The organism is Allobosea sp. 10L417 (assembly GCF_056395485.1).
In genome coordinates this window covers 39,591-63,146 of record NZ_JBFTJP010000003.1, presented here as the reverse complement: position 1 = coordinate 63,146, position 23,556 = coordinate 39,591, and the positions used below count along the sequence as shown (strand labels likewise).

The 23,556-nt window shown below is 59.2% G+C and carries 26 protein-coding genes, 1 tRNA gene and 3 pseudogenes; 19 read left to right on the top strand and 11 right to left on the bottom strand.

The annotated features are described in order from the left end of the window. Positions 1–74 precede the first annotated feature (74 nt). From AC1DE3_RS10855 to AC1DE3_RS10845, 3 genes are read right to left on the bottom strand one after another with little or no spacing between them, the layout of a single operon-like run. Complete coding sequence (locus AC1DE3_RS10855; RefSeq protein WP_476852387.1) at positions 75–1,058, bottom strand: NAD(P)H-quinone oxidoreductase; 984 nt, start codon at positions 1,056–1,058, stop codon at positions 75–77. Further along, positions 1,055–1,693 carry a fumarate hydratase C-terminal domain-containing protein gene (locus tag AC1DE3_RS10850; protein WP_476779793.1) on the bottom strand — a complete coding sequence of 213 codons (639 nt, stop codon included), beginning with the start codon at positions 1,691–1,693 and terminating at the stop codon, positions 1,055–1,057. Before AC1DE3_RS10850 ends, AC1DE3_RS10855 begins: the two co-directional genes overlap by 4 nt. Then, on the bottom strand, positions 1,693–2,562 hold the full coding sequence (locus AC1DE3_RS10845; RefSeq protein ID WP_441509293.1) for a fumarate hydratase: 870 nt from the start codon (positions 2,560–2,562) through the stop codon (positions 1,693–1,695). Before AC1DE3_RS10845 ends, AC1DE3_RS10850 begins: the two co-directional genes overlap by 1 nt. A 181-nt stretch (positions 2,563–2,743) precedes the next feature. Between AC1DE3_RS10845 and AC1DE3_RS10840 the strand changes: the two genes are divergently transcribed. Then, positions 2,744–4,195 (top strand): aromatic amino acid lyase, encoded by a 1,452-nt coding sequence (locus AC1DE3_RS10840; protein WP_441509292.1) that lies wholly within the window; start codon positions 2,744–2,746, stop codon positions 4,193–4,195. Between the two features lie 175 nt (positions 4,196–4,370). On the opposite strand, the gene AC1DE3_RS10835 is transcribed toward AC1DE3_RS10840, so the two are convergent. Then, positions 4,371–4,460 (bottom strand) — tRNA-Ser (locus tag AC1DE3_RS10835). A 173-nt stretch (positions 4,461–4,633) separates the two neighbouring features. On the opposite strand from AC1DE3_RS10835, the gene AC1DE3_RS10830 reads away from it, so the two are divergent. From AC1DE3_RS10830 to AC1DE3_RS10810, 5 genes and pseudogenes are all read left to right on the top strand, one after another. Beyond that, complete coding sequence (locus tag AC1DE3_RS10830) at positions 4,634–4,954, top strand: hypothetical protein (RefSeq protein WP_476779794.1); 321 nt, start codon at positions 4,634–4,636, stop codon at positions 4,952–4,954. Positions 4,955–5,037: 83 nt separating this feature from the next. Further along, entirely contained in the window at positions 5,038–5,694 is a 657-nt protein-coding gene (gene msrA, locus AC1DE3_RS10825) for a peptide-methionine (S)-S-oxide reductase MsrA (RefSeq protein WP_476779795.1), read from the top strand. 116 nt (positions 5,695–5,810) lie between these two features. Further along, a pseudogene (locus AC1DE3_RS10820) lies at positions 5,811–6,455 on the top strand (magnesium chelatase domain-containing protein); the annotation flags it as partial. A 33-nt stretch (positions 6,456–6,488) separates the two neighbouring features. Continuing rightward, positions 6,489–8,114, top strand: a complete 1,626-nt coding sequence (locus tag AC1DE3_RS10815; protein ID WP_476852386.1) for a recombinase family protein — start codon at positions 6,489–6,491, stop codon at positions 8,112–8,114. A gap of 212 nt (positions 8,115–8,326) precedes the next feature. Beyond that, positions 8,327–9,118 carry a DUF3800 domain-containing protein gene (locus tag AC1DE3_RS10810; protein ID WP_476852406.1) on the top strand — a complete coding sequence of 264 codons (792 nt, stop codon included), beginning with the start codon at positions 8,327–8,329 and terminating at the stop codon, positions 9,116–9,118. A gap of 269 nt (positions 9,119–9,387) precedes the next feature. On the opposite strand, the gene AC1DE3_RS10805 is transcribed toward AC1DE3_RS10810, so the two are convergent. The 3 genes from AC1DE3_RS10805 to AC1DE3_RS10795 are packed head-to-tail and all read right to left on the bottom strand — an operon-like array spanning position 9,388 to position 10,441. After that, complete coding sequence (locus AC1DE3_RS10805; protein ID WP_476852385.1) at positions 9,388–9,816, bottom strand: hypothetical protein; 429 nt, start codon at positions 9,814–9,816, stop codon at positions 9,388–9,390. Then, positions 9,813–10,166 carry a hypothetical protein gene (locus tag AC1DE3_RS10800; protein ID WP_476852384.1) on the bottom strand — a complete coding sequence of 118 codons (354 nt, stop codon included), beginning with the start codon at positions 10,164–10,166 and terminating at the stop codon, positions 9,813–9,815. Before AC1DE3_RS10800 ends, AC1DE3_RS10805 begins: the two co-directional genes overlap by 4 nt. Continuing rightward, on the bottom strand, positions 10,145–10,441 hold the full coding sequence (locus tag AC1DE3_RS10795; protein WP_476852383.1) for a hypothetical protein: 297 nt from the start codon (positions 10,439–10,441) through the stop codon (positions 10,145–10,147). The genes AC1DE3_RS10800 and AC1DE3_RS10795 overlap by 22 nt, the downstream gene beginning before the upstream one ends. 77 nt (positions 10,442–10,518) lie before the next feature. Between AC1DE3_RS10795 and AC1DE3_RS10790 the strand changes: the two genes are divergently transcribed. Then, positions 10,519–10,860, top strand: coding sequence for a hypothetical protein (locus AC1DE3_RS10790; RefSeq protein ID WP_476852382.1), 342 nt, complete (start codon positions 10,519–10,521; stop codon positions 10,858–10,860). A gap of 65 nt (positions 10,861–10,925) precedes the next feature. Next, positions 10,926–11,618, top strand: a complete 693-nt coding sequence (locus tag AC1DE3_RS10785) for a hypothetical protein (RefSeq protein ID WP_476852381.1) — start codon at positions 10,926–10,928, stop codon at positions 11,616–11,618. 259 nt (positions 11,619–11,877) lie between these two features. Here AC1DE3_RS10785 and AC1DE3_RS10780 read toward each other — a convergent pair whose 3' ends face one another. Then, positions 11,878–12,648, bottom strand: coding sequence for a GIY-YIG nuclease family protein (locus AC1DE3_RS10780; RefSeq protein WP_476852380.1), 771 nt, complete (start codon positions 12,646–12,648; stop codon positions 11,878–11,880). 244 nt (positions 12,649–12,892) lie between these two features. Here AC1DE3_RS10780 and AC1DE3_RS10775 point away from each other — a divergent pair, with 244 nt between their 5' ends. Both AC1DE3_RS10775 and AC1DE3_RS10770 read left to right on the top strand, forming a co-directional pair. Continuing rightward, the gene (locus AC1DE3_RS10775; RefSeq protein WP_476852379.1) at positions 12,893–13,438 is read left to right on the top strand and encodes a transcriptional regulator; all 546 of its coding nucleotides are present in this window, start codon (positions 12,893–12,895) and stop codon (positions 13,436–13,438) included. 145 nt (positions 13,439–13,583) lie between these two features. Continuing rightward, positions 13,584–14,342, top strand: a complete 759-nt coding sequence (locus tag AC1DE3_RS10770; RefSeq protein WP_476852378.1) for a hypothetical protein — start codon at positions 13,584–13,586, stop codon at positions 14,340–14,342. A 19-nt stretch (positions 14,343–14,361) separates the two neighbouring features. On the opposite strand, the gene AC1DE3_RS10765 is transcribed toward AC1DE3_RS10770, so the two are convergent. After that, complete coding sequence (locus AC1DE3_RS10765; protein WP_476852377.1) at positions 14,362–15,042, bottom strand: recombinase family protein; 681 nt, start codon at positions 15,040–15,042, stop codon at positions 14,362–14,364. 322 nt (positions 15,043–15,364) lie between these two features. Between AC1DE3_RS10765 and AC1DE3_RS10760 the strand changes: the two genes are divergently transcribed. Beyond that, a complete protein-coding gene (locus AC1DE3_RS10760) occupies positions 15,365–16,594 on the top strand; it encodes a hypothetical protein (RefSeq protein WP_476852376.1) in 1,230 nt (409 codons plus the stop codon). 104 nt (positions 16,595–16,698) lie between these two features. After that, the gene (locus tag AC1DE3_RS10755) at positions 16,699–17,733 is read left to right on the top strand and encodes a DNA N-6-adenine-methyltransferase (protein ID WP_476852375.1); all 1,035 of its coding nucleotides are present in this window, start codon (positions 16,699–16,701) and stop codon (positions 17,731–17,733) included. Positions 17,734–17,821: 88 nt separating this feature from the next. On the opposite strand, the pseudogene AC1DE3_RS10750 reads toward AC1DE3_RS10755, so the two are convergent. Continuing rightward, positions 17,822–18,163: pseudogene (locus tag AC1DE3_RS10750) on the bottom strand (reverse transcriptase domain-containing protein); the annotation flags it as partial. Positions 18,164–18,172: 9 nt separating this feature from the next. On the opposite strand from AC1DE3_RS10750, the gene AC1DE3_RS10745 reads away from it, so the two are divergent. Beyond that, the gene (locus AC1DE3_RS10745; protein WP_476852407.1) at positions 18,173–18,523 is read left to right on the top strand and encodes a hypothetical protein; all 351 of its coding nucleotides are present in this window, start codon (positions 18,173–18,175) and stop codon (positions 18,521–18,523) included. A gap of 199 nt (positions 18,524–18,722) precedes the next feature. Here AC1DE3_RS10745 and AC1DE3_RS10740 read toward each other — a convergent pair whose 3' ends face one another. Further along, positions 18,723–19,100, bottom strand: a complete 378-nt coding sequence (locus AC1DE3_RS10740; protein WP_476852374.1) for a hypothetical protein — start codon at positions 19,098–19,100, stop codon at positions 18,723–18,725. 44 nt (positions 19,101–19,144) lie between these two features. Here AC1DE3_RS10740 and AC1DE3_RS10735 point away from each other — a divergent pair. The 6 genes and pseudogenes from AC1DE3_RS10735 to AC1DE3_RS10710 form a co-directional block, all read left to right on the top strand. Further along, positions 19,145–19,357: pseudogene (locus AC1DE3_RS10735) on the top strand (ATP-binding protein); the annotation flags it as partial. Positions 19,358–19,653: 296 nt separating this feature from the next. Continuing rightward, positions 19,654–20,442 (top strand): metallophosphoesterase, encoded by a 789-nt coding sequence (locus AC1DE3_RS10730; protein WP_476852373.1) that lies wholly within the window; start codon positions 19,654–19,656, stop codon positions 20,440–20,442. 107 nt (positions 20,443–20,549) lie between these two features. Further along, positions 20,550–20,930, top strand: coding sequence for an antitoxin Xre/MbcA/ParS toxin-binding domain-containing protein (locus AC1DE3_RS10725; protein ID WP_476852372.1), 381 nt, complete (start codon positions 20,550–20,552; stop codon positions 20,928–20,930). A gap of 90 nt (positions 20,931–21,020) precedes the next feature. Next, the gene (locus AC1DE3_RS10720) at positions 21,021–21,992 is read left to right on the top strand and encodes a hypothetical protein (protein ID WP_476852371.1); all 972 of its coding nucleotides are present in this window, start codon (positions 21,021–21,023) and stop codon (positions 21,990–21,992) included. Between the two features lie 340 nt (positions 21,993–22,332). Next, positions 22,333–22,473 (top strand): hypothetical protein, encoded by a 141-nt coding sequence (locus tag AC1DE3_RS10715; protein WP_476852370.1) that lies wholly within the window; start codon positions 22,333–22,335, stop codon positions 22,471–22,473. After that, positions 22,473–23,198: a winged helix-turn-helix domain-containing protein gene (locus AC1DE3_RS10710; RefSeq protein WP_476852369.1), complete on the top strand. Its 726-nt coding sequence runs from the start codon at positions 22,473–22,475 to the stop codon at positions 23,196–23,198. The genes AC1DE3_RS10715 and AC1DE3_RS10710 overlap by 1 nt, the downstream gene beginning before the upstream one ends. Positions 23,199–23,556 lie beyond the last annotated feature (358 nt).

The following is a 23,556-nucleotide window of genomic DNA, read 5'->3' as shown; positions in this document are numbered from 1 at the left end:
ACGGAGACGAACGCCGACTCTAGAGCAGATTGCCCCGCGCTTGCTCGCTGTTTTTCAGATCGCGCCTGCGGCACTCAGCCCGGCATGGTCAGGACGACCTTGCCGATCTGTTCGCCGGCATCCATCAGCGCGTGCGCGTCACGGACATCGCTCCAGTCGAAGGTCGCGCAGATATGGCTGCGGATCGCGCCGCTGGCGAGCAGCGGCCAGACCTGTTCCACAAGCCTGGCGGCGATCCGGCCCTTATAGGCGGCGTCTCGGGGCCTGAGCGTCGAGCCCGTCAGGGTCAGCCTGCGACGGACGATGTTGCGCACATTCACCTCCGCCATCTGGCCGAGATGGCTGGCGATCAGTACGACCCGTCCGTCGGGCGCGAGCAGCCCGAGCTGCTTTTCCGTATAGGGCCCGGCCTGTGCGTCGAGCGCCACATCGACCTTCTCCTTGCCGATCGCGGCCTCGATCTCGGCGACCCAGTCGCCGCGATAGTCGATGGCGTAATCGGCGCCGATCTCCAGGCTGACCGCGCGCCTTTCGGCCGTTCCCGCGGTTGCGATCACGCGCGCCCCGCGTAGCCGCTTGGCGATCTGGATCGCCGCCATGCCGACGCCGCTGGTGCCGCCCTGGACCAGCAGGGTCTCGCCCTCAGCCAACCGGCCGAGCCAGATCACGTTGTTCCAGGCGGTGAAGAACACTTCCGGCAGAGCAGCCGCCTGCGCGAAGGAGAACCCTTCCGGCAAAGGCAGGCATTGCGAAGCAGGAACCGCGCAGAACTCGGCATAGCCGCCGCCATTGGCGAGCGCGCAGACGCTGTCGCCGACCTTGGGCCAGGCAACATCGGCACCAACAGCCTCGACCACGCCGGAAACGTCGAGGCCGGGCAGGTCGGTCGCGCCGGGCGGCGGCGGATAGAGGCCGCGCCGCTGCTGGATGTCGGGGCGGTTGACCCCGGCCGCGCGGACCCGGATCAGCACATCGGCGGCGCCGAGCTGCGGCAACGGACGTTCGCCGAACGCCAGAACCTCGGGGCCGCCCGGCCGGGTGATTTCGATCGCTTTCATCGTGGTGTCTCTGTCTCGTCTGGAGAGGAGCGAAGCGACTGCATGATCTCGGGCATCCGTGCGCGGGCCGATGTCATCAGGCGCTCATAGATCGAGTTGCCATGGGCATCGATGGCGACGATGACCGGGCCGAAGCCGTCGAGCCGCACGCGGTTCAGCCGGAACTGCATGATGAGATCGGTCCACGCGCAGTCCGTCACCGCCCGGACGCCCTGGCTCAGCAGGGCGGAAGCGCCGCCGACGAAGGAGAAATAGACGCAGCCGGCCTCGCGCATCGCCGCGACGCTTTCCTGCCCGAGCCCGCCCTTGCCGCCGGTTGCGGTGAGGCCCAGCGTCCGGATCAGGGTCGGCATCAGCTGGTCGAAGCGGCTCGACGTCGTCGGGTTGACGTAGTGGAGCGGGCCGGGACCGGCCTCGCCCTCCTCATAGCTGACGCCCATATGGAAGAACGAGCCGCCACGCAGCGGCAGCGGCAATTCGCGGCCGGCGGCGAGCTCGGAGACCATGCGCTTCTGCGTGGGCATGCCGACAGTCGCGACGGCGTCGCCGTCGAGCAGCACGACATCGCCGAGTTTCAGCGCCCGCGCGGCTTCGGGCGTCAAGGGCAGGGAGAGGCGCCGGGGCGAGGGGGCCATCATTCGATCCGCTCCACGATGCCCGAATTGTAGATGCGAGCCCGCGTGCGCCGGTTGATCCAGCAATTGAACGAGACCGCGACGGGCGTGAAGCCATGCCCCGAGGCGTATTCGACATGGACGCCGAAGGTCGTGGTCGCGCCGCCGACGCCCATTGGGCCGAAGCCCATCCGGTTGACCGCGCGGGTCAGGCGTTCCTCCATCGCCGCGACCATCGGCTCGGGATTGCACTCGCCGAACGGGCGCAAGGTCGCGTCCTTCGAGAGTTTCGCCGCATGGTCGAAGGTGCCGCCGATGCCGACGCCGACGACCACGGGCGGGCAATGCTGGCCGCCCGCACGCAGCACGAGCTCGAGAATGCAGCGTTCGATCTCCTCGAGGCTCGGACTGACCAGTGTCTCGATCGCGGCCCAGCGGCCGCCGCCGAGCGCCTTCGGCGCGCAGGTGATGTCGAGGTATTCGACATCACCGATGAGCTCGCAGGAAACCAGCGGCATGTCCTTGCCGTGATAGCTGCGCTCATTCGTCAGCGGATTGGTGACGAAGCGCAGGATCGGCGGCTGGATCGCGCGGGCGAGATCGGCGAAGCCATCGACGATCGCCTGACGGATATCGCCCTCCATCCGTACGCCCGAGCCGATCTTGATGGTGTAGCTGGGAACCCCGGCATCCGAGCACAGGAACTTGCCGGTCTGTTCGGCGTGCTCGGCACTGTCGAGCATGAAGGCCAGCGTCTGCCGCGCCTGCGGCTCGGTCTCCGTCGCCAGCGCCTTGCGGAATTCGGCCTTGGAGGATTCCGGAATTCGGCGCAGCGACCAATCATAGAGATTGGCGGTGACTTCCTTGACCAGATCGTAGGTGATGGCCATGCGCTGCGCCCGTTTCGACGGCGCGAAACTAGCCGATCCCTGCGATCCGGGCGGAAGCGCGCGCGGTATTTCAAGGCATGAAACGAAGGTCTTTCCCGGCCGTACTCCTGCGCTTCCCATTAATGACGGAATCGGTCAGGCGTGATTGCGCTGCGCGGGCTTTGTTGGGAACGGATCTGCCATGAGCCAAGTGGACGTCACCGGTTTCGATCTCACGATCGAGCAACTCGTCCGTATCGCGCGGGAGCGGGCGCCGGTCTCTATCGCCGTAGAGGCGATCCAGCGCATGGAAGCCGCCCGTGCGGTGGTCGACAACGCCGTGGCGCGCGGTGAAAAGGTCTACGGCGTCACCACCAGCGTCGGCGCCAAGACCGGCGTGCCGCTCGCGCCCAATCGCATTGGCGAGTTCAACCGCCGGCTCCTGCTAACCCACAACGTCGCGCATGGGCCTCTCGCACCGCGCGAAGCTGTCCGGGCGATGATGGCGGTGCTGCTCAATTCCATGGCGAGCGGACGGCTCGGTGTGCGGCCCCTGCTCGCCGAGCGGCTTGCTGCCGCCCTGAACGAAGACCGCGCGATCGAGGTCCATATCTGGGGCTCGATGGGCCAGAGCGACATGGCGCCGATCACCGATCTGGCGCTGGCACTTTATGGCGACATCGAATTGCAGGCCGGCGAAGCACTGGCGTTGCTGAATTCCAGCGCGCTCGCTTTGGGCACTGCGGCATTGGCCATGGCCGACCTGCGCGATAGTCTCGACCTTTGGAGCCTGATCGCCGCCCTGAGCATGGAAGGTTTCGCGGCAAACCCGTCGACCGTCTCGGAAGCGGCCTTGCGGTCGCGCCCCTTCGCCGGGCTCAACCGGCACGGCACCCGCATCCGCCACTACCTCACCGGCAGCTATCTCTTCGCCAAGGGCGGGCCGCGCCATCTGCAGGACCCGCTCAGCTTCCGCTCGCTGCCGCTGCTCCACGGCACGGCGGCGGACAGTCTGGAATTCGCCTACGGCCAGGTCGAGGCCGAGCTGCGCGCGAGCCAGAACAACCCGATCGTCTCGATCGAGGAGCAGGCGCTCATTTCCGTCGCCAATTTCGATACGGTCTCGCTGTCGATGGCGCTCGACGTCGCCAGGCTGGGCTTTGCGCCGGTCGTGACCGGTTCGGCCGAGCGCGTCGCCAAGCTGGTCGATTCCTTCTGGTCGGGGCTCACCGTCGGGCTCATCGAGGAGGATGGCGTGGGTCTGCCCGGCTTCAACGGGTTGGCCCAGTTCCACAAGGCGATTACGTCCGAGGCGCGCCTGGCGACCGCGCCCGTGGTGCATGAGCTCGCCAGTTCGAGCCATTCCAACGGCAATCTCGACCGGGCCGGCATGGCGGGCCTTGCCGCACGCAGGACGGCCGAGGTGGCCGGCCTGTGCCGCTCGATCGCAGCGATCGAGCTACTTGTCGCCGCGCAAGCTGTCGAAGTCCGGAAGGCCGCGCCGCTCGGTGCCGTCACACGCCGGCTGCACGCGCTGGTTCGCGAGGCGTCTCCTTTCGCCGCGGCGGGCGACCGGGTGCCCCATATCGATCCGCTGCTGCAGCACATGAGGCAACGCGACGCCGAGATCCGGGGCATGCTTTCTCTCGGCTGATGGTGCCACGGACCGATCCGAAAGCAGGCTGTGCCGACCGCTATCGGCCGCGCTGCTGGGCTCAGTCTGCCCATCGGCCAGCTGACAAATTTCCGGATTCCATCTGAATCCGCTCACGGAGCCAGTCGGGCTCTCGCGGCGCTTGTGCGCTCGGGAATCGATCTCTGGGAATTTCTGGCGGACAGGGCGGGATTCGAACCCGCGATACGGTTTCCCGTATACACACTTTCCAGGCGTGCGCCTTCAACCACTCGGCCACCTGTCCGGCGCGCTGCTTATGACCGCCGTGCCGTCATCTTTCAAGGCCCGAGATGAAGGGTTTTGCACAATCCCACTAAAACCTGTGCGCGCGGTTGCGCCGAGCGCCGCTGATGAGCACATCTTGAAGCTGGGGGCAGGTGCCGGATACGCGAACGGCAAACGGTGACGGGGAGCAGAGTGAGATTCCTTCTACGAGTGTTGGGATATCTGTGGGTCGCGGCCGGCTTCGTCGCGCTTGTGATCGACGGCGCTCGTTCCATCGCCAATTCGGCACTGCGCTTCACCGCGGTGAGCGAAACCCTGACGGCCTTGATCCACGAGCGCTACGCGCAGATTCAGCCGGCCATCGAACGCAATCTCCATCCACTGCTCTGGGATCCCATGCTGCTGTCGGTGATGCGGCTGCCGACTTCGCTCGCGGCGCTTCTGCTCGGATTCGCGCTGCTTTGGCTGGGGCGGCAGCCGGAGCCGCTGATCGGCATCGTCACGCGTCGGTGAAGCGCGGGCTCGCGAAGCCCCCCTGTGCGAAGGGCCGCAGGAGGCTTACATAGGCGCCGAAGCTCGAACGAACGGAGCGAGAAATGTTCTCTTTGCGCAAGAAGACCGAGATGCCGACGGCGGCCGAGACCCTGCCGGGCCGTCCCGCTGCGATTCCCACCGCTGAAACCCATTTCGTCAACGGACGCGCGCTGGCCGGCCCTTATCCGGAAGGCACGCGCAAGGCGCTGTTCGGGCTCGGCTGCTTTTGGGGCGCCGAGCGCAAGTTCTGGCAGAGCGGCGAGGGAATCTGGGTCACCGCCGTGGGTTATGCCGGCGGCACGACGCCGAATCCGACCTATGAGGAGGCGTGCAGCGGCCTGACCGGGCACACCGAGGTCGTGCTGGTGGTCTACGATCCCGCCAAGATCGCCTATGAGGATCTGCTCAGGATCTTCTGGGAGAACCATGACCCGACCCAGGGCATGCGCCAGGGCGGCGATATCGGCACGCAGTATCGCTCGGCGATCTACACCTATGACGCCGAGCAGAAGGCCGCTGCCGAGAAGTCCCGCGCCGAGTACCAGAAGGCTTTGGCCGCCGGCGGCTACGGTCCGATCACGACCGAGATCCGCGAGGCGCCGACCTTCTACTTCGCCGAGGACTACCATCAGCAGTATCTCGCCAAGAACCCGGCAGGTTATTGCGGCCTCGGTGGGACCGGTGTCGCCTGCCAGATGGGCCTGGGCGTCGACGCCTGAACTTTGACGGGACAGGGAGGCGCCCGCCTCCCTGCTTATTCGAAGGTTCTCGATATGTTCTTGCGCTGCCGCTGAAGCTCCGCTAGCGTCCCCAAGGGGAACGGGGCGAGGCCGAGATGGTGACGCGGGTCGCGACGGTGGCGTTCGAGGGGATCGAAGCGCGCGCCGTCGATGTTCAGGTGCAGGTCGCGGCCGGCGGCGTCGCCTTCATTCTGGTCGGGCTGCCGGACAAGGCCGTCGCCGAGAGCCGCGAGCGGGTGCGCGCCGCCCTCATCGCCTCGGGGCTTGCCCTGCCGGCCAAGCGTATCACCGTCAATCTGGCACCGGCCGATTTGCCCAAGGAAGGCAGCCATTACGACCTGCCGATCGCGCTCGCGGTCATGGCGGCGATCGGCGCGATTCCCGCCGATGCACTCGCCGGATATGCCGTGCTCGGGGAACTCGCCCTTGACGGCTCGATCACGCCGGTGGCCGGTGTCCTGCCGGCAGCGATTGCTGCCTACGCAAGAGGGCAGGGTCTCATCTGTCCCGCTGCTTCCGGTCCGGAAGCTGCCTGGGCCGCCGCCGATATCGATATTCTGGCGCCGCGCTCGCTTATCCAGCTCGCCAACCATTTCAAGGGGACGCAGGTGATGGCGCGGCCCGAGCCGGCAGTGGCCCGTCAAGGCGGAGTTCTGCCCGATCTGGTCGATATCAAGGGGCAGGAGAGCGCGCGCCGCGCGCTCGAGATCGCCGCCGCCGGCGGGCACAATCTCCTGATTGTCTAACCTATTCCACAACCGTATCATCGCGCGATGACAATCCGCGCCTACAGCTACATCCGATTCTCGACTGTTGAGCAGCGCAAAGGCGACAGCCTGCGCCGGCAACTGAAGCGGACGGAGGAGTATGCGGCAAAGCATGGGCTTGTGCTGGACGATCGCAGCTTCCGCGACCTCGGCGTTTCCGCCTTCACAGGAGAGAATGTAGAGACCGGGCGACTTTCCGAGTTCCTCGCCGCTGTTAGATCAGGAGCTATTGATAAAGGATCGTATCTCCTCATCGAAAACCTAGACCGGCTGTCTAGGCAAAGCGTTCTAAACGCCTTGGGCATCCTGTCCGATATTGTGAAGGCCGGCATTGTGGTGATCACAATGACGGACGAACGACGATACGATTCTGCCTCGCTGAATGACACGACGGTTCTGATGATGGCGGTGCTTACCTTTGCCAGAGCAAACGAAGAATCCCAGCTTAAGTCGGATCGCGTGGGGGGTGCATGGCGGAAGAAAAAGGCCGATGCCATAGCGTCCAAAAAGCCGCTGACTAAACGGTGTCCGGCTTGGCTGCGCATTGCCCCGAACGGCATCGAATACGAGGAAATCGAGGGACGCGGCGACATCGTCCGGCGCATCTTTGCGGATAGCGCTCGTGGTCTCGGATCAGGCGCGATTGTCCGGCAGTTGAACGCCGAGGGCAAAACCTCGTTCGGCAAAGAAGGCGAATGGCAGCGATCTTACATCACAAAACTTCTTCAGAATGATGCGGTCTTGGGTAGGTTTCGTCCGCATTCCCGACCTCGCGGCGGCAAGCGCGTCGCAACGGGTGAAATTGTAGAAGCCTACTTTCCAGAGACGGTCACACCGCAGCTTTGGCAGGATGCAAGGTCCGGCAGAGTGGCGCGGCGACATCGTTCCGCAGGCCGAAGAGGTCAAAAGTTCAAGAACCTTTTCACCGGCCTCTGCCGATGCGGGGCGTGTAACGGATCTATGGAGCTTCGCGACAAGGGAGCGCCTCCAAAAGGGGGCATCTACCTCACCTGCGCATCGGCATTGCGCGGGGGGGCCTGCAACGAGCGAACGCACTATCCCTACGAGCGCTTCGAGGCGCTATTTCTGGATCATGTTCGTGATTTGGATTTTCCGTCGATTCAGCAGGGCGCTTCGATCGAATTGCGACACGCTCGCTCGCAGACGGCGGAGTTCGAGCAGTCGCTGTTTGTGCTCGAAGAACGAAAGCAGCGACTGCTGGACGCGCTGGAGGGAGGAGACGACCCGGACATCCTAGGGAGGATAAGGCGGAATCGCGAAGAGAGGGCGCAACTAAAGGCCAAACTGCTCACCAACGGTGAAACGGTGCAGAGGCTGTTGGTCCAAGAAAAATCTGCCTCACGCAATTACCTTGTTGAGATGCGTGGCAGAATGGAAAAAGCGGATGGCGTGGAACTTTATAACATCCGCGCGGAACTAGCGCAGGCTCTCCGTAGCGCTATTGCTGGGATCGAGTTCAATACCGACTTTATCGAGGTTGCTATCGACACCAGCGCAATGGTTATTGGATATCGCTTCATGGCCAGCGGCGAGGTCCGGCATGTTTCTTCGTCCAAGAAGTTGCCTGATTGGTATACTGATCTTGTAGCGAAAACCCACGGCCTCACATAAGGGCTCACGAGCCCCTACAAGCGATATTTTACCGCCACCCTCGTTGGGGTAGCGCAGGGCCGGAGAACGGCCTCCAGCGCCCGCCTATGCGACACTATTGACGGAATCAAATTGCTCGGGTTGGTGATTGGGCGCGACGACGCGGTGCTCGACTCATCCTTAATCGCTGGGCCGATAGCTTCTTCGCTTCAGATTCTAATCCCGTGAGCAGAATGACCCGCTGTCGGCTATACATCGATGAGGTTGGAACAGGCGATCTGAAGGTCGCTTCCGAAAACCCCAACGAACGCTACCTCTCGCTTACAGGCCTTATAACCCGTATCGACATGTATGATCGGCGGTTCGTGCCAGAATTGGCTGAACTGAAGTCGGCGGTATTCGGTTCGGAAGGCTCGAACCTTATCTTGCACCGAAGAGAAATCATGCGTCGAGAAGGCGCTTTTGCGCGACTCAGAGACGCTGATATTGGCCGGCAGTTTGATGACGGGATGCTCCATCTATTTCGAGATTTACCCTACCTCGCATCTACGGTGGCGATGGATAAAAAGCTTCACCTCGAAATGTATGGCGAATGGACCAGAGAACCGTATCACTACTGCCTTGAGTCCCTTGTCGAGCGCTTCGTATTATGGATGAACAGACATCAATACAGAGGCGATGTTGTAATTGAGGGCAGAAACAAGAATCTGGACAAGAAGGTCAAGAAGGTATTTCAGGAAATATATGAGCAAGGGACTTTCCATATAAAGCCGGAAGTCATTCAAAGGACACTGACTAGCCACGAGATAAAATTTGCCGCCAAGCCCGACAACTGCCCAGCCATGCAGATCGTCGATTTACTTGCTCACCCAAGCTTTCGCGCAATGCGATTTGAGAAACTGGGACAAGCGCAGCCCGACGACTTTGGAAGCAAAGTCGTTCACATCCTAGAAGGGTGGAAGTATGCCCGACATCCCCAGACCAAAATCAAGATCGGTTGGGGGAAAAAGTGGCTCCCGAAATAGCACGGGGGGCCAAGCCCCCCGTCGATCGCGTGACACGATCTCCCTCCGACCGAGATCGGATTGCTTGTCAAGATAAACTTGTAAAGTGATTCGTCAACAACGAATCGACGCGCTGCGCGATTTTAAGCAAAGAGTCAATGTCGCCGGTGTCCGCAGAGGCGAAACGGCTTTGAGAGGTCCGCCAGTCCTCTTTGCTGCTGCCGGCCGCTCGGCCGTCGTTCAATGTCCGGCCAACGCCGACTCGGCCTCCTAGCGGCCCAACCTCGCCTTCACATTAGCGATCTGCCGATCCTTCTTCGCGTCGTCTCACGCTTGCTCGCCTGAAGGTCATTCACGCGGTCGCGGCGCTTCTCATCGCGTTGCGCGACCTTGGTCGCCTGCGCGGCCGTGAGGGGCTTCCGAGGTCCGACCGTCCCTTTCGGCCTCCGGGGCATCCCGGCCTCGGCGAGCAAGGACTCCTCAAGCTCGGCGCATCGGGTCTCCGCCATCGTCAACCGATCAAGCACATCCCTGCGATGCTGGCGGACCTCGCCCTCGTCCAACCGGCCAGAACGGATATCGGCCAGCAGTTTCTTGATGATCGCGATCTCGCGCCGGAGGGCTTCAAGCTCTTCGCGATGCCGGACGAGGAATATGCGCTCCTCATCCTGCTTGAGCCGCAGGCGGAATACGAGGTCTGTGTAGATCGCGCTGGTCACGACATCGCCGCTCGGCTGGTATCGGCCCCGAGATCGCCCAGCAGCCGGTCCAACTCCACGATCTGCGCTCGCAACATCGACAGCTTGTTGGCCTCCTTCATCGCATCAATCGACCACCGAATAGGATCGGTCCGCCGATTGGCCCGGCAGTCATGGATATCGGCAACGATCTGGTCAGCGGTATCGAGATTGCGCCGGATATCGGCAACGATCTGGGCGCGTGTGACTGGATGCGCGTCACGGATGCGCTGCTCCCGCCGCTCGTCGGCGGCTAGTCGCCAATTGGTGATGGCCCAACGAACATCAGCAGGGGATCGTGACCACGCGCTCATCTGCCGCGCGCCATCCATCGCGACATCGCGTCTTCTGCGTCGATTTTTTGGATGATCTTGCCAAGCTGCTCGCCAACTGGGCGCGGCACGGCGCTCTGCCAGTCGAGCAGGCGTCGGCGCAGCCGCATCGCGGTCGTCTGACGGACCTCGCGAATGCCGCGACCATCGCTGCGTTGCAAGTCGCGCACCCACTGGTCGTTCTTGCCGAGCAGCGTTGCGTATTCGCGATTGCTTGAGATCAATCCAATTCGACGAAGTTCGTCGAGGGTATTCAAAAATATTGATGAACGCATGCCGTTTCCTTATAGTCGATGAATATTGTGTTTTTGATATATAATTGTGTGTTTATTTATTCCTTGGAGTTACTGATTTGAATCTTGTTGTTGCATCCCTGTCCGTAATTATTAAGAAATATACATCAGAAGTTCGACATAATGCCATTTTCACATGTGGCGGCGCGTCGGTTTGTTGTCAGGTCGCTCGAAGCCGCAGGCCGACGCTGCCGCGCGACGCGCAAGATTGGCTGATCCTGATCGAATTTCCGGCCGATGAGCATCAGCCGGGCTTTGAACTGGATGTTCGGGTCGCTTTTCGCGGCGGCGACATCTGGAACCCGAAAGCGCATCTGAAGATTGCGGATATGCGAGCCGCCGACACGAACAATGAAGCGGTTATTCTTGATCGCGTTCGCGAGTGGCTGGGCCAGTGGTAGTCCGACGCGCTTCCCCTCGCGTTCTGACCGAACTCGACGCATTCCGCGCGCGCGTTCGCGCCGAAATGATGGTGCTCAAGAAGGTGCCGGCCGATCGCCTGCGCTTCGTGACCATCATCATCGCCGCTCACCGCGTGAAGCTGACAGACGATGTGTCAGCGTTGGTCGCCGCCGATCTGGCGAACTTCGAAACCGATTTTCGCAACTGCTTGGTCGGCCACCTGACGCGGGGTGTGCGTGTTGTAGGCGTCTTTGAGATCGATATCGTCTCCTCGAAGCTCCTGACCGCTGGCAAGCGGGCGCTTCTGCGCGATGTGGATGTCGAAGCGATAGCAGCCGACGAGCAGGTCATTATCGTGCACATCCATATGCTGATCGACTGCCGGAGCTATGACAGCCCGGAGGCTCTTGGCCGTGACCTTCGCAAACAGTTCCCCGGCGCGCGCCGCGTTCACCTCCAAGGCCTCCACAGCGGCAACGCGGCTTTGGAGATTGAGAACCTCGCGGGATATTTTACGAAGCAAATCCGCGCCTATAGCAGCGCCTATGACGCGGACGGCCGCAAGGTGAAATTCACGACCAACTTCGATCGTGAATGGGCCGCATGGCTCGATCGTCTCTACTGCGCGATCTCGCTCGACAGAACGGTGTATTCAACCACCTCATCTCGCGCCGGTCAAAAATCCGGGTGTAAACACGCGGAGGCGAAAACCCTTATGCCACAGGGGTTTTCGCCGGTTCGAAGCGAGATCAGTTAAGCCACAGAGAGGAGAATAAGAAAACAACGCAATCACGAAGCGAAGAGACGCCAGAACACGCTTCTGCAACACATCCGGACATAAAGCGAATCATCAGGCAACGCAGTCAGGCGATTGCTGAACAATGCTCAACACCATTCGATGACGACAAGCCAATGGTCTTTTACATGATGAAGCGGATCATGCAGAGGCCATCCACTCCGCGCTTTCAACGAATTCTTTCATCCAAAATGGAGCCTGACCGCGTTCTCCTATCCGGCTAGTCGGGCCACCGCTCTTTTATCAGATCGTCCAGAGCGGGCAGGTGCACGACCGCAAATTCGCCGCCTATCCACTGCCCCGCGTTTCGAAGCTGCTCCAAGCATTCACTCTCAACCAGAAATGCTCCCATGCCGCTTTCGAAACGGCGATGGCGCAGAAGACGCCAGCCGATCTTCGATCCGGGGGGGAAGCCTTGGTTCAGTTCGGTGACCCGCCTTGAGGGAGAGTTCGAAATGCCGACTTTGATGATGATGTGCTCGTCCGTCAGTGTGGGGAGGATGCTGTGGCAATCTCCCTCAAGCTGCATGAGGTAGAGCATCGTCTCTCCATCTGGGATTTCAACCGTCCGCTCACCCGGCGACGGTGGCGGTCCTCGTCGAAAGGCAGGGGCTGCCGTTGTCCCCTCGCTCGCTTGAGAACCGACCTCGAATTGCTGCTCGTCGGATTCAAACGACCAAACCACCGCAACGGGGCTTTGATCGTAGACAGTTAAGGCGGTCGCCCTGCCGGCATATGTGAAAGCCGCCCGATCTTTTCCGCGCCAGAAGATTTGAACCTGCGCGTTGCGTGCGATCATTTCGTCAATGACGGGTTGCCCCAAACGGCTTCCGTTCTTGGCGAACCAATGAAGCGCTTTGCCATCCCAACGGTTCGCGTAGTCGTGCCCTGACCGTCCAGCGATCCCGATGTTGCAGAAGACAAAAAACTCACCGGCCCATTTGTCGTAACCGGTGGCCCAATTTCCGCCCTTCCGGCGGTCGGCCGGCATCCCGATCTTCTCTGCGATCTCCTCTCGCGTATAAGGCTCTCCGACGACGAAGTGAGACGGCATCTTTGTTATCGACCTCTACCATCAAGCTCGGCGGCTTGGATGAACTGATTGCGAAGCCGATGTCCACCTTTCCGAGCAGCCATTGCGAACTACGCGAATTTTGCTCATCGACTTCACTAGTGATCCGAAAGCATTGGGTTGGGGATTGGCGGCGCGAAAAGATAATTGCACAGTCGAAGCCATGAGCGAGCATGAGCACGGGCGTTGGGTCAAAACGCCGAATGATGAGCTATTGAGGGCRCATCCTCATCTCGCGGAATTTTTGCCGTTCTTGGATGTCCTCAACGCAGAAAGTCCGCGCGGAAGGGTCCTTGTGGCAGCAAGCTTCCTCGACAGCCTGCTGCACGAGACGCTCCGATCGTTCCTCATCGAAGGCAAATCCCAAGATCAGTTGTTGAGCGGCTTCAACGCGCCGATCGGCTCGTTCGCGGCCAAAATCGCCCTAGCTGCGGCGTTGGGATTGATCAACGATCGTGAGCGGGACGAATGCGATCTCATAAGACGGATCAGAAACAAATTTGCGCACGCGGTTCATCCCTCGTTCGACGATGAGGGCATCAAGAGCCTGTGTTTGCTTCTGACATACCGAGCGAAGCCGTATGGCGCTGTCGAGGTCAGTGCGGAAGGCTCGTTCACCTCCGCCGCTGTGGGGTTGATCAGCAATCTGACCAATCGAGCACACTATGTGGCGCAGGCGCGGTTGAAGGCTCGCGACTGGACTCGTTAGCCGAAGTCGAGACACCACTTTCCACAACCGTTGTGGCTTTCACGGTTCAGCGCCTTGGATGGCAGGCGAACTATGATATTCGCCGGATAATCGCATGAGGGTTTGCGGTGATCGGCGTCCCTCATCTGCCGAGTCGCGGGGGAATATGGATCAGTTCTTGGGCCACCTGTGGGCGCTTTGGGAGTGGTCGAAATCGGCGCTCGCGCTCTTCAGCATCGCGGGCATCTCGATCGCGGGAGTCGTCGGGGCAGCCTTCACGCTCTTCAAACTCCTCGGCGAAAAATGGCTGAACCAGAAATTCGCGGAAAGACTGGAAGCTTACAAATCAGAGCAGGCTCGCGAGCTTGAACGGCTTCGCCATCGTATCGGCGGAGTGTTCGACCGGGCCAAGCGCCTAAACGATCGGGAGTATGAGGTTCTCCCCGAAGTTTGGGGCAAGATCGTTGATGCGAAAGACCGGTGTGGTGTTTATCTCGCACGCTTCAAAGAATATGCCAATTTATCCGGGATGAGCGACGAGGACCTTGATCATCTACTTGAATCTTTTGCGTTTTCTGAACCAACAAAGAAACAAATAAAATCATCGCACGATCGACAAAAGATATTTCAGCGCGCTGTGGAATGGAAGAAATTCGTAGAGGCGAATAACGCCCTGCGGGAGGCGAATTCAATTGTTAGTAAGAGCGGAATTTTTATTGTTCCAAATCTGCGGGATGACATGATTAAATTGGTTGATATTCTGCATTCCGCCATTCAAGAGCAGAGACTCAATGAGGAAGAGGATATTCGACCTCGCCTAAAGGAAGCGCGCGAGGCGCTGGATAAGGAAGGTCACGCGCTCTTTACCGCTATAGGAGAAGCGGTGGCGGCACGGCTCTGGGACCCAGTAACAGCCGAGGTATAAAGCCGCACTGGCGTAGCGTTCACAGCCCCCACTTGGCAAGCGCCGCTTCCGCCTCGACCGGCTCTTCCTTGATCCGATAGATGGCCTGCCGCGAGAGGCCGGTCGCCTTTGCAATAGCGCTGATCCCGGCATCTTGGGCCAGCATGTCCCGAACCGAATCCATCTGCGTTCGCGTATAGCTGGGCTTCCGACCGCGATAGGCATTCTCGTTGTTCGCCCGAGCGAAATCGATCCCGGCCCGCATGGCGACCTTGGAGGCCTCGCTCTGCGCCTGTGCGCTTGCCGCCATGAAGGCAATGAGCGCATCGCGCACGGCCTGCTGCATCGGGTCCGTAGTGGCCCCGTCGAATGTCATGCGGTTGATGACCGTCTTAATGACAATGCCTCGCCGCATGAACTCCCGGATTGTCTCGGTGACATCGGCATAGTTGCGCCCGAGTCTGTCAATCCACCTCACGCAGAGCACATCCCCGGCCCTCAATAGGTCGAATAGCCGCTTGCCCTCGGGCCGCTCGGCAAGGCGCGTGCTGATGCCAGACACGCCATGGTCAGCCACCACGCGGTCAATCGCAAAGCCGGCCTCTCTCGCCTGCGTTTCCTGATGTTGGATCGTTTGATCGGAAGTAGAGCACCGGGCGTAGAAAACGGTCTGCAAAACGGCCTCGATTTGTCCGTAGAGGTATTGACCGTTGAATTGCATGTCCGTTGATCGAAGTCAATCCTTACGGACGGATTTCATGCTGCCGTTCGCCTGTCGGCAGAGCCATAGGCTTGCGGACGGTCGGCTTTGCGCGCGCTGCGGGTTATCTGGCGTTACCGGTTAGGGGGGGCTATAGCCTCGGCTCATCCTATTGAATCATGCTCTTAAGCGATTGATGTCGGTTGCAGATCGCTTCCGGTGTATGGGATAGCCATAGCTAGGTCATAGAATTCGGTGTCTCATGCCCTATCAAGCGGTTGCATTCACTTGAGAAGACAGAATTTGGTTGGCTGTCCGTAGGATTTCTTTGGGGGCGGAGAGAATGATTGCGAAAAAGGAATTTCGCCTAAACGACATCAATCAGTCGAATCTATTCTTGAGATTTTTATGGGCAAAGATTCGATCGGAATTTGGCAAATTAAGTTGGCAGTATACGCCAAGGAAGGTTGGCAGTAAAAATCAAATACGATTAGGGTTTGCTCAAATTGGGAATTTAAGATTTACATATGAAGTCTCTGTTTTATACAAGAAAGCTGGCGTCGTTTCTTCGATAATCTTTGTTCCGATCGAGAGAGGTTCGTCGGCGACGGCAGGCGACATTGTTCCGATACAAAGAATGTTAGATTCAATTGATGAGAGAAATGTTGTTCCAAAATTGATTGGCGTGGCCACAGAAGTGGAATTGGAGCCGAGCATTTCAATTGGCCACTATTTCGGTGATTTTTGGCAAATTGCGCCTCTATCTGATGGGCGTGGCGAGTTAAAACTAAAGGTATTTGCTTTTGATAGTGTTGATGCCAATTACGAATTTGCCAAGCGTTGCAATGCAGTAACCGACATTCTGTCGTGCGCAACCAATTGCGCCGTTCGAATTATAATGGAGCCCGGACGCGGGAAGGTGATAGAGCCAAATTATGAGTGGAATGACTACTTTATTGATCCAGAATGGTTGGACGATTTTCCTGTAAGAGACGGAGTATTGAAGCTATCTCAAGAATTAATTCGATTTGGGGATAGGATCGTCAGCGGAGAGAACGAGGACGATCGCATCGCAAGGTCGGCGCATTTGTTCCACAGGTCGCTCACGCTCTACCGCGAGAAGCCATTGTTTGGAGATATATCCACGGCCCTTTTCATTTCAGCGCTCGAAGCGATCAGCTTGCCGGATGCGCCTCCCGGAGCGTGTCCGTCGTGTGGGCAACCAATCCATAAGATATCAAGTAGGGTTGTTGAACTTGGAATTCGTCATTTGGGAGAGGGGGTCGGAAGAATTCTAAAGGAAAGTTACCAAAAAAGATCGAAATATCTGCATGTTGGTCAATTAAACGCGTCGCAGCCGCTGGTTTCGAAGGCGATACCGCAGTTAGAGCCGAGCGGAATAGAAGGTTGTGCGATGCCCATGACGGTGGGAGCGCCTCTAAATCTGATGGAATTCGCAAGCTTTATTATAAGATCGGAAATTCGAGATAAGGAAAAGTCGTTTGGCTTGGATTCGGGGACACTGGGGGTGACCGAGACGGCATCGGGAGTTGCAAGGCCCCCTGCACCTTGAATTTTGTCATGGCCCGTAGAGTCGGCGATGAGAGAGGCTTGCCCCCCGCTTGCAGAGCCTCTGCCCCATCCATCGCCTCCATTTTGGATGAAATTTTTCCGCCTATGCCTACTCTCTTCGACGATCTCCGCGATAAGCGGGAACGCTCCGGCCTTTCGCTGGCCGAACTCGCCGCCAAGACCGGCTACAGGCTCAATACCATTTGGGAGCTTGAGATGCATGGCCGAGGCACTATGGCGCTGTTCGAAGAGACCATGCACGCGCTCGACCTGCACTTCGTGGGGCTGACGCCGGGCAAGGCGCTGGGGCCGCGCCTGAAGGCTGCGAGGCTGAAGCGGGGTCTGTCGATTGAGGCGCTGGCTGCGAAAGCGGGATGTTCGGCTGGCGCTGTCGCCCGCGTTGAAGGAGGTCAGGCCCGCGTGGCGTCCATGCTTGCCGTCGCACGCATCGTCGCGCCAAGAATGCGTTTCGCTCTGCCTCAAGTGAGCAGATTTCAGAACGGGAGAAGGAACTGGCGCTTTACTCCCCCGGCTGTCACCAAGCCACTGGAGGTCATCTTCGGGCCATTCGATCTCGACCCCTGTGGCCATCCGCAGAGCCCGGTGAGAGCGAAGCGGTTCTTCTGCGAAGAAGATGATGGATTGGCGCAGTCGTGGGAGGCCGATGTCGTCTTCGTCAATCCGCCCTATACCCACGCCGCCGCGTTCGTCGAGAAGGCTGTTTCCGAGTGGGAGGCCGGTCGATCGAGAACGATCGTCCTCCTGCTCTATAATCAATTTCATCAAGCCATCTTCCACGACCGGTTGGTGGGGACAGCGGACCTTTTTATATTGAGGGGCCGGATCGGCTTTATCGACCCCGACAACCATTCTACCGGGCTCGCCCCACTGGGAAACTATTTTGCCGTCCTCGGCGGCAGCGAAGAGGAGGCGGATGCGATGTTGCGCGCTTTCGACTGCACCCATCTGCCGAGGTCGTTGAGGACGAGTTTGCGGGGCGAAATCAGAGATTGCGCCTTGCCACCGATCGACGATACGCGTCGAAGCTCGCCGATGCTGCAAAACTCCGTGGCTCTGAAAAGAACCTCGCCACCCGCGCTTCTGTCACGGCGGAAAAGCCATGCCGGAGTTCGCAGTTGAACGCCTCGATCCGATCGGATGGTGCGAGCAACTTGCGTTCGCTTATGGGAAAGCTGCCCTCCCTACATGCAGCCAAAACCGCCTCGAACACAGCAGTTAGCCGTTCAAGATCAGGAGCGGAGCCGACCAAATCATCCATATAAACCGACACATATGCCCCGTCCCGCATCGCCGCCTCGATAGCCGCAGCAACCGGGCTCCGCATCAAAACGAGACTTGCCAGTGCCGGGGATTGGACGAAGCCGATTGGTAGAGCATACGCAGGACCGGGCCTGATCGGGTTCTTGACGCAAGACCACTTCGCGAAGGTGCGAGCCTTGGTGAAGCCGATTTGATGCAGCGCTGCGGCGACTCGATTGCGCGAAACCGAGTAGAAGAAATTTTGTAGATCGATCCGAAAGAAAAATGCGTTCCGCAGGTGGCGGTGCAATGCCGCTACATGACCACCCTTCTGATAGTGGAAAAAATGATCAGGCAGGCGGGCGTTCGCCTCGATGAATTCGATCAGCCTCTCGCCGTTGCGCCGGCTGTCTGCATTCTGAACGAATATGAACTTCCCGCCACTTCTGAAGCTGAAGTCATAATTGAAGAACATGTGCGCCCGCAGTTGGTGGCCTTGTTCACAACATCGATGACGCGCTCAACGACCCGAAGGATCGCAGCGCTCGCCAGAGCGATATCGCGAACAAGGCGCACGACGGCGGAAAACTTTCGCATCGCACACTCCATTGTTCTCCTACTGGCGATCCATGGCTCCATCCGAATGGAGCCATCAACCGAGACAAAGTGATCATGCCAGAGAGCATGTCATGTCCAAAGGCATGCCAAGTCATCCCGAAGGATTTCCTTACAGCCCGAGCCATGGACCCTATTGCCAGCAGGCTGTAGCTAGATGGGATAACCGCATAAGTTGCGCAAGGGCGCTTCCAGAGTTGAACCCCCGGATTCTTCGTGGCCGTGATGTTGACGGAGGTCCGAAGAAAAAGTTCCTAGAAAAAGTCGAACCTCAACTTGAGCAGCGCGTGCTCCGCCTCACGGTAGGTTCCATCTTTCCGGAGCAGGCCGCGATCTAGTTCATCGTAAACGGAGGCTGGAAGCGGGCCGACAACATAGGCCTCTGCGAGCCCGCTCTCTTTCAGATATTCATGCACCTCGCTCTCTGTTTCCCCGAACGGATCGGACCAAGCGATCGCTCTTCCGACTGCGACCCTTGGGGTGACACGCTGCACGGCCGAACCTTCGTCATCGGCTCGATAATAATGGAGCACCTCTTGGCCCTCCCGAACTATGAGCAGACGGCTCACATCGAGCGCGTGAAACTCGCTCGCGACATCATAAACGAATGCAGCCTCTACAGTCTTTGCCATCGGTTCCGGCCCCTCTGTGCGCGGCCTGCGCCTTTCATGGAATAGGGCATATTTTGGTGATGAACGGGCCTCCCGGAGCCGGCAAGTCGATGCTGGCGAGCCGCTTGCCGTCGATCCTGCCGCCGCTTTCGCCGCGCGAGTTGCTCGAGGTTTCGATGGTGCTCTCGGTCGCGGGCCATCTCGCCGACGGCGCCCTGACCGATCGGCGCCCGTTCCGGGCACCGCACCATTCGGCCTCGATGGCGGCGCTCGTCGGCTGTGAATTCTCAATGATAATGAGAAATATCAAAGATAATGCGACTTACGGCCGATCCGTGAATTGAGGCCAACTGCGGATTTCGTCATGTCCCAGACGACCATTAGACCCGCGGCCGACACTTAGGCCTCAGTCTGGCGTATACTCGCTTGGTCAAGCGGCGTTGGGATGTCCGACGATGCGGTTTGAGCTAAGGAGTGGGCACCTTGCTCGGCTCCCGGCCTCGTGCATTTCGGCGCTTCCCAGTGCTTGCGCCACCGATCACGACGCGCGACTTATGCTCGCAAAGGGTCTCAGATGCGGCTCCTCGTCATGTCGGACCTTCATTTGGAGTTCGGCGCCTTCGAATTCCCTACCAAACTCTCGGAATTCGACGTCGCAGTCTTCGCCGGAGACATTCACCAGCCGGTCACGGCCGCGATCGAATGGCTCGCCCAAGAGCGCGACGCCGGCGCTCTGCGCGGCAAGCCAGTGGTGTACGTCCCCGGCAACCACGAATTCTACAAGCATGAGATGAAGTCTGAGCTGGCCAAGGGGCAGGTCGCCGCTGAAGAAGCGGGGGTCCACATGCTGAACAGGCGCGCAGTCGTCATCGAAGGGGTTCGTTTCATTGGAGCGATCCTCTGGACCGACTATCGGTTACTGGGCACCCCGAAGCCATCAATGATCACGGCGGGCGACGAGATGAACGACCACCGCCTGATCCGATATCGAGAGGACACCGGCCACTACGCCCGGTTCATGCCGTGGCACGCGGCCGCCGAGCATCGCAAAGACCGTGATTATCTGCGCCAGGAGCTCGAGCGGCATCACGAAGGGCCGACTGTGGTCGTAACCCATCACGCGCCGCACCCAGGCTCGGTGCAGCCACGGCATCAGGGTAATTCGCTGTCGCCGGCGTTCGTGTCGAATCTCAGTTGGTTGATCGTAGGCACCAACCCGGAGTTATGGATCCATGGGCACGATCACGGCTCGCACGATTACCTAGTTGGTCAAACGCGGGTTTTTGCCAATCAGGCCGGTTACCCACGCGATGGATTTCGAGAGAATCCGAGCTTCCGGATCGACTGTATCGTCGAGGTCTAGGTCCGAGCAATGATGCTGGATTTGACTTAGGCTAGGCCCATGACGCTCAGGATTGTTTCTCTTACGCGAACGGTCACCGTCGTCCTTCTCTGAGAAAAGGAACTGCCGTGCCAGGTCAACATCCCCCTGTTTCGCCGGCTGAATCGGGCGCGGTCGTTGGCAAAGCCGCTATTAGGGCAGCGGACAAGCTGAAGATCAGCGCCGAGACGCTTGCCGCGATCATCGGCGTCAATGAGGTTGCAATCTCGCGCATCAGGCGCGGTGGTTATGGACTCGAGCCCGGCACCAAGCCCTTCGAACTTGCGGTCCTTTTTGTGGATTTGTTTCGCTCGCTTGATGCAATTGTCGGCGGCGACGAGGAAGTAGCCGCAAGCTGGCTTGTCAGCCCGAACAATGCCTTCGATGTCCCGCCGATCGAGAGGATGCCGACTGTGGCAGGACTCGTCGAGGTCATCGCCTATCTGGACGCACGTCGGGCCCTTGAGTAGGCGTCGATGCCGTTGCCGTAAAACGCATACAGCGCAGGCGATCAGGCCTGATCGCGGCATGGCAGCACGCGATTGTTTTGAGACGGGGGAATGATGCCGACAAAAGCCGAACATCTACTGGTTCATCACATCCGGGCGACGCTGAAGGATGCTTGGGCCTCTTGTTTCGCGATGATTGGTCAGCTCGAAAACCAAGCATACAAATCGGTCGAGGAACTCGACGAGACGGATTCTACGTACGACTTGGCCGAGGTCACGTTCGTGTACAACGTGGAGAAATGCTTCCGCGAAATCGGAATGCTCGCCGAGCGGTTAGGATTGCCTCAGACGAAGGCCGACCTAGTCGAGCGGCGTAAAGGCATAAAGCGCATGACGGGTTCCGGGTTGATTGAGATGCTTGAGGACTTCTATTCGCCGATCATGATCGAGTTGAATGCGACGTTCGAGGCAATGGCGGTGATGGTCGACGGTAGCGCAACGACCGGAATGACAATGCTGGAATCGATCTTGCGGAACACGAGTGGCATCATCTCCGAACAAGACATATGCCCGGAGAAGGAGTCGGATGTTGATGGGGCTATCGGGAAGATCGTGCGCTACGCGTTCCCGGATTTCGTCAACAAACCGGAGATCGATAAGGCGATCACTAAATACAAGCCCGATTTCGGCGTAAAGTCGCTGGGCGCGCTCGTCGAATACAAGTTCGCTATCGACGAGGCAGCCGTTAAGATCGCCTTGGAGGGCCTCTCCGCAGATGTGATCAACTATGCGGGGGATGCGAACTGGGGGAAATTCTATGGCGTAATCTACACGACCCAGCCGGTCCTTCACACCGGCGTGATTCAAGAGCACTTCAAATCATCGCTCAAGGAGGGCGATCGTTGGACGCTCATCTTCGTCAATGGACCAGGGCGACAAGGCCCTCGGATGAAGGACGAGAAGAAGGCCGAAACTCTTAAAGAGATCCAGAAGCGCGACGCCGAAGCCAAGGACGAAGCTGCGCCGACAAAACGCCCGTCACAGCATCGCGAAGTTCGACCCGCAGCGCCTTTGGGAACGTAGAGGCATCGGGTGCCGACCGCAGGCATCCGACATCTCGGCCGGCGCCTCCAAACTTAAGTACCGCGACGATCCTCGCGCATAGGGCTGATGAGGACGGTCAAGGAACGCGCTGTGGCCATCCGTAGGAGGATGCCCCAGACCCTCAGGGTTTTGAAGCTTCAGTTCGCAGCCGAAGCTTCGTGAACTGTTTTGGATATCTATCAGGACACCAATTTTTCATGTAAGCCTTTATATTTCATACGAAAATTTTTGAATCAAAACGAAACTGCCTGTAACTGTCTCTAGAAACACTTGTGGGGAAAGGCTTTTTTTGCATCTCAATCGCTCAAAGGAGATTGCGATGCAGGAACTAACGGAACTGTCGAAGACACTGGGGGGCCTTCCCATCTGGGTCGTTGTTGGAATTGTGGTGCTCTCGGGCTTCGCGTTGGCTGCCTTCGCGATCCACGCGGTGCTGACCGTCACGAAGGATCGCCACTGATGGCCATGCAGCCATGGGTTCGCTTGCCGGTCGGCTGGATCGAAAGCGGCGGCCTCACAAAGTTGACATGGGGCAAGGACGGCCTCGGGTCCAAAAACGTTGCCGGACTTATGGTGCTGATGGCCATTGCCCATCATGCCGACAGCGATACCGGTGTCGCGACAATAACTTATGATCAGCTCGAAGCCGCTACGGGCCTGAGCCGGTCCAAGGTTTCGAACGGTTTGGATGCGCTGCAAGAGCTCGGAGTGATCGTACGTGCTCCGCGGGGTCGGAGTACGTACGGACTGGTAGGCTACGAGATAAATCCTTGGGGCCGCCTTCCGGCGAAGCGGATGTACAAGGGCGACGAGATCGTCGCATTTAAAGAGTTCAAGCTGCGAGCTCCGATCGAGCTCAATGCACTGAAGATCTACTATCTAATTACCGCAAGGCGGGATTGGGTTACGAACATCGCTTTCATCAGTTGGGACAAGATTGTCGAGTACACAGGCATCAGGCGCGAGCGCATCAAATCCGCTCTCAGCTTCCTGGTCGTCAACGAATTGATCCAAAGCGAGCAGCATCGAACCAACAAGAGTGCGACTGGCGTCTTCACCGGCTACCGCCTCGTCGGAATCGATCCTTATCGACACGCGGGCACGACCGGGCGCAGCGACGAGGAGATCAATTGGCTAGTTGCCCAGCAGCTGTCGTCTGCAAATGGAGAAGACGGCCTGATGTAGGACTTCGCTCGAGGAGCCTATTCTGCAGCAAGGCCGTCTCTGGGCTCTAAGGAGAGCTGCTGCAGTGAGGATGTCCGCGCCGTCAGGAGGCGAGCATTTTCTGAATGCTATCGCGCTGCATCGAGCGGGGTGTTAGCCGCGGCGTCAGCATCCGGCCGCTTCCGCACAAATTAGGCGTCCAGTGACCGATGACGAGCGATGTGAGGATATTTTTTGCGCGAGGGACCAGGCTTGTTCAGAGCTTGATCGAGGCAGCCATGCGCTCGACCCGTGCTGGCGCACGCACGACCGTTTTCGATATCGCCTTTCGCGACCATTCATTCATCGTCCGAAAGTTGTAGCGAATTTCCCGCATTTT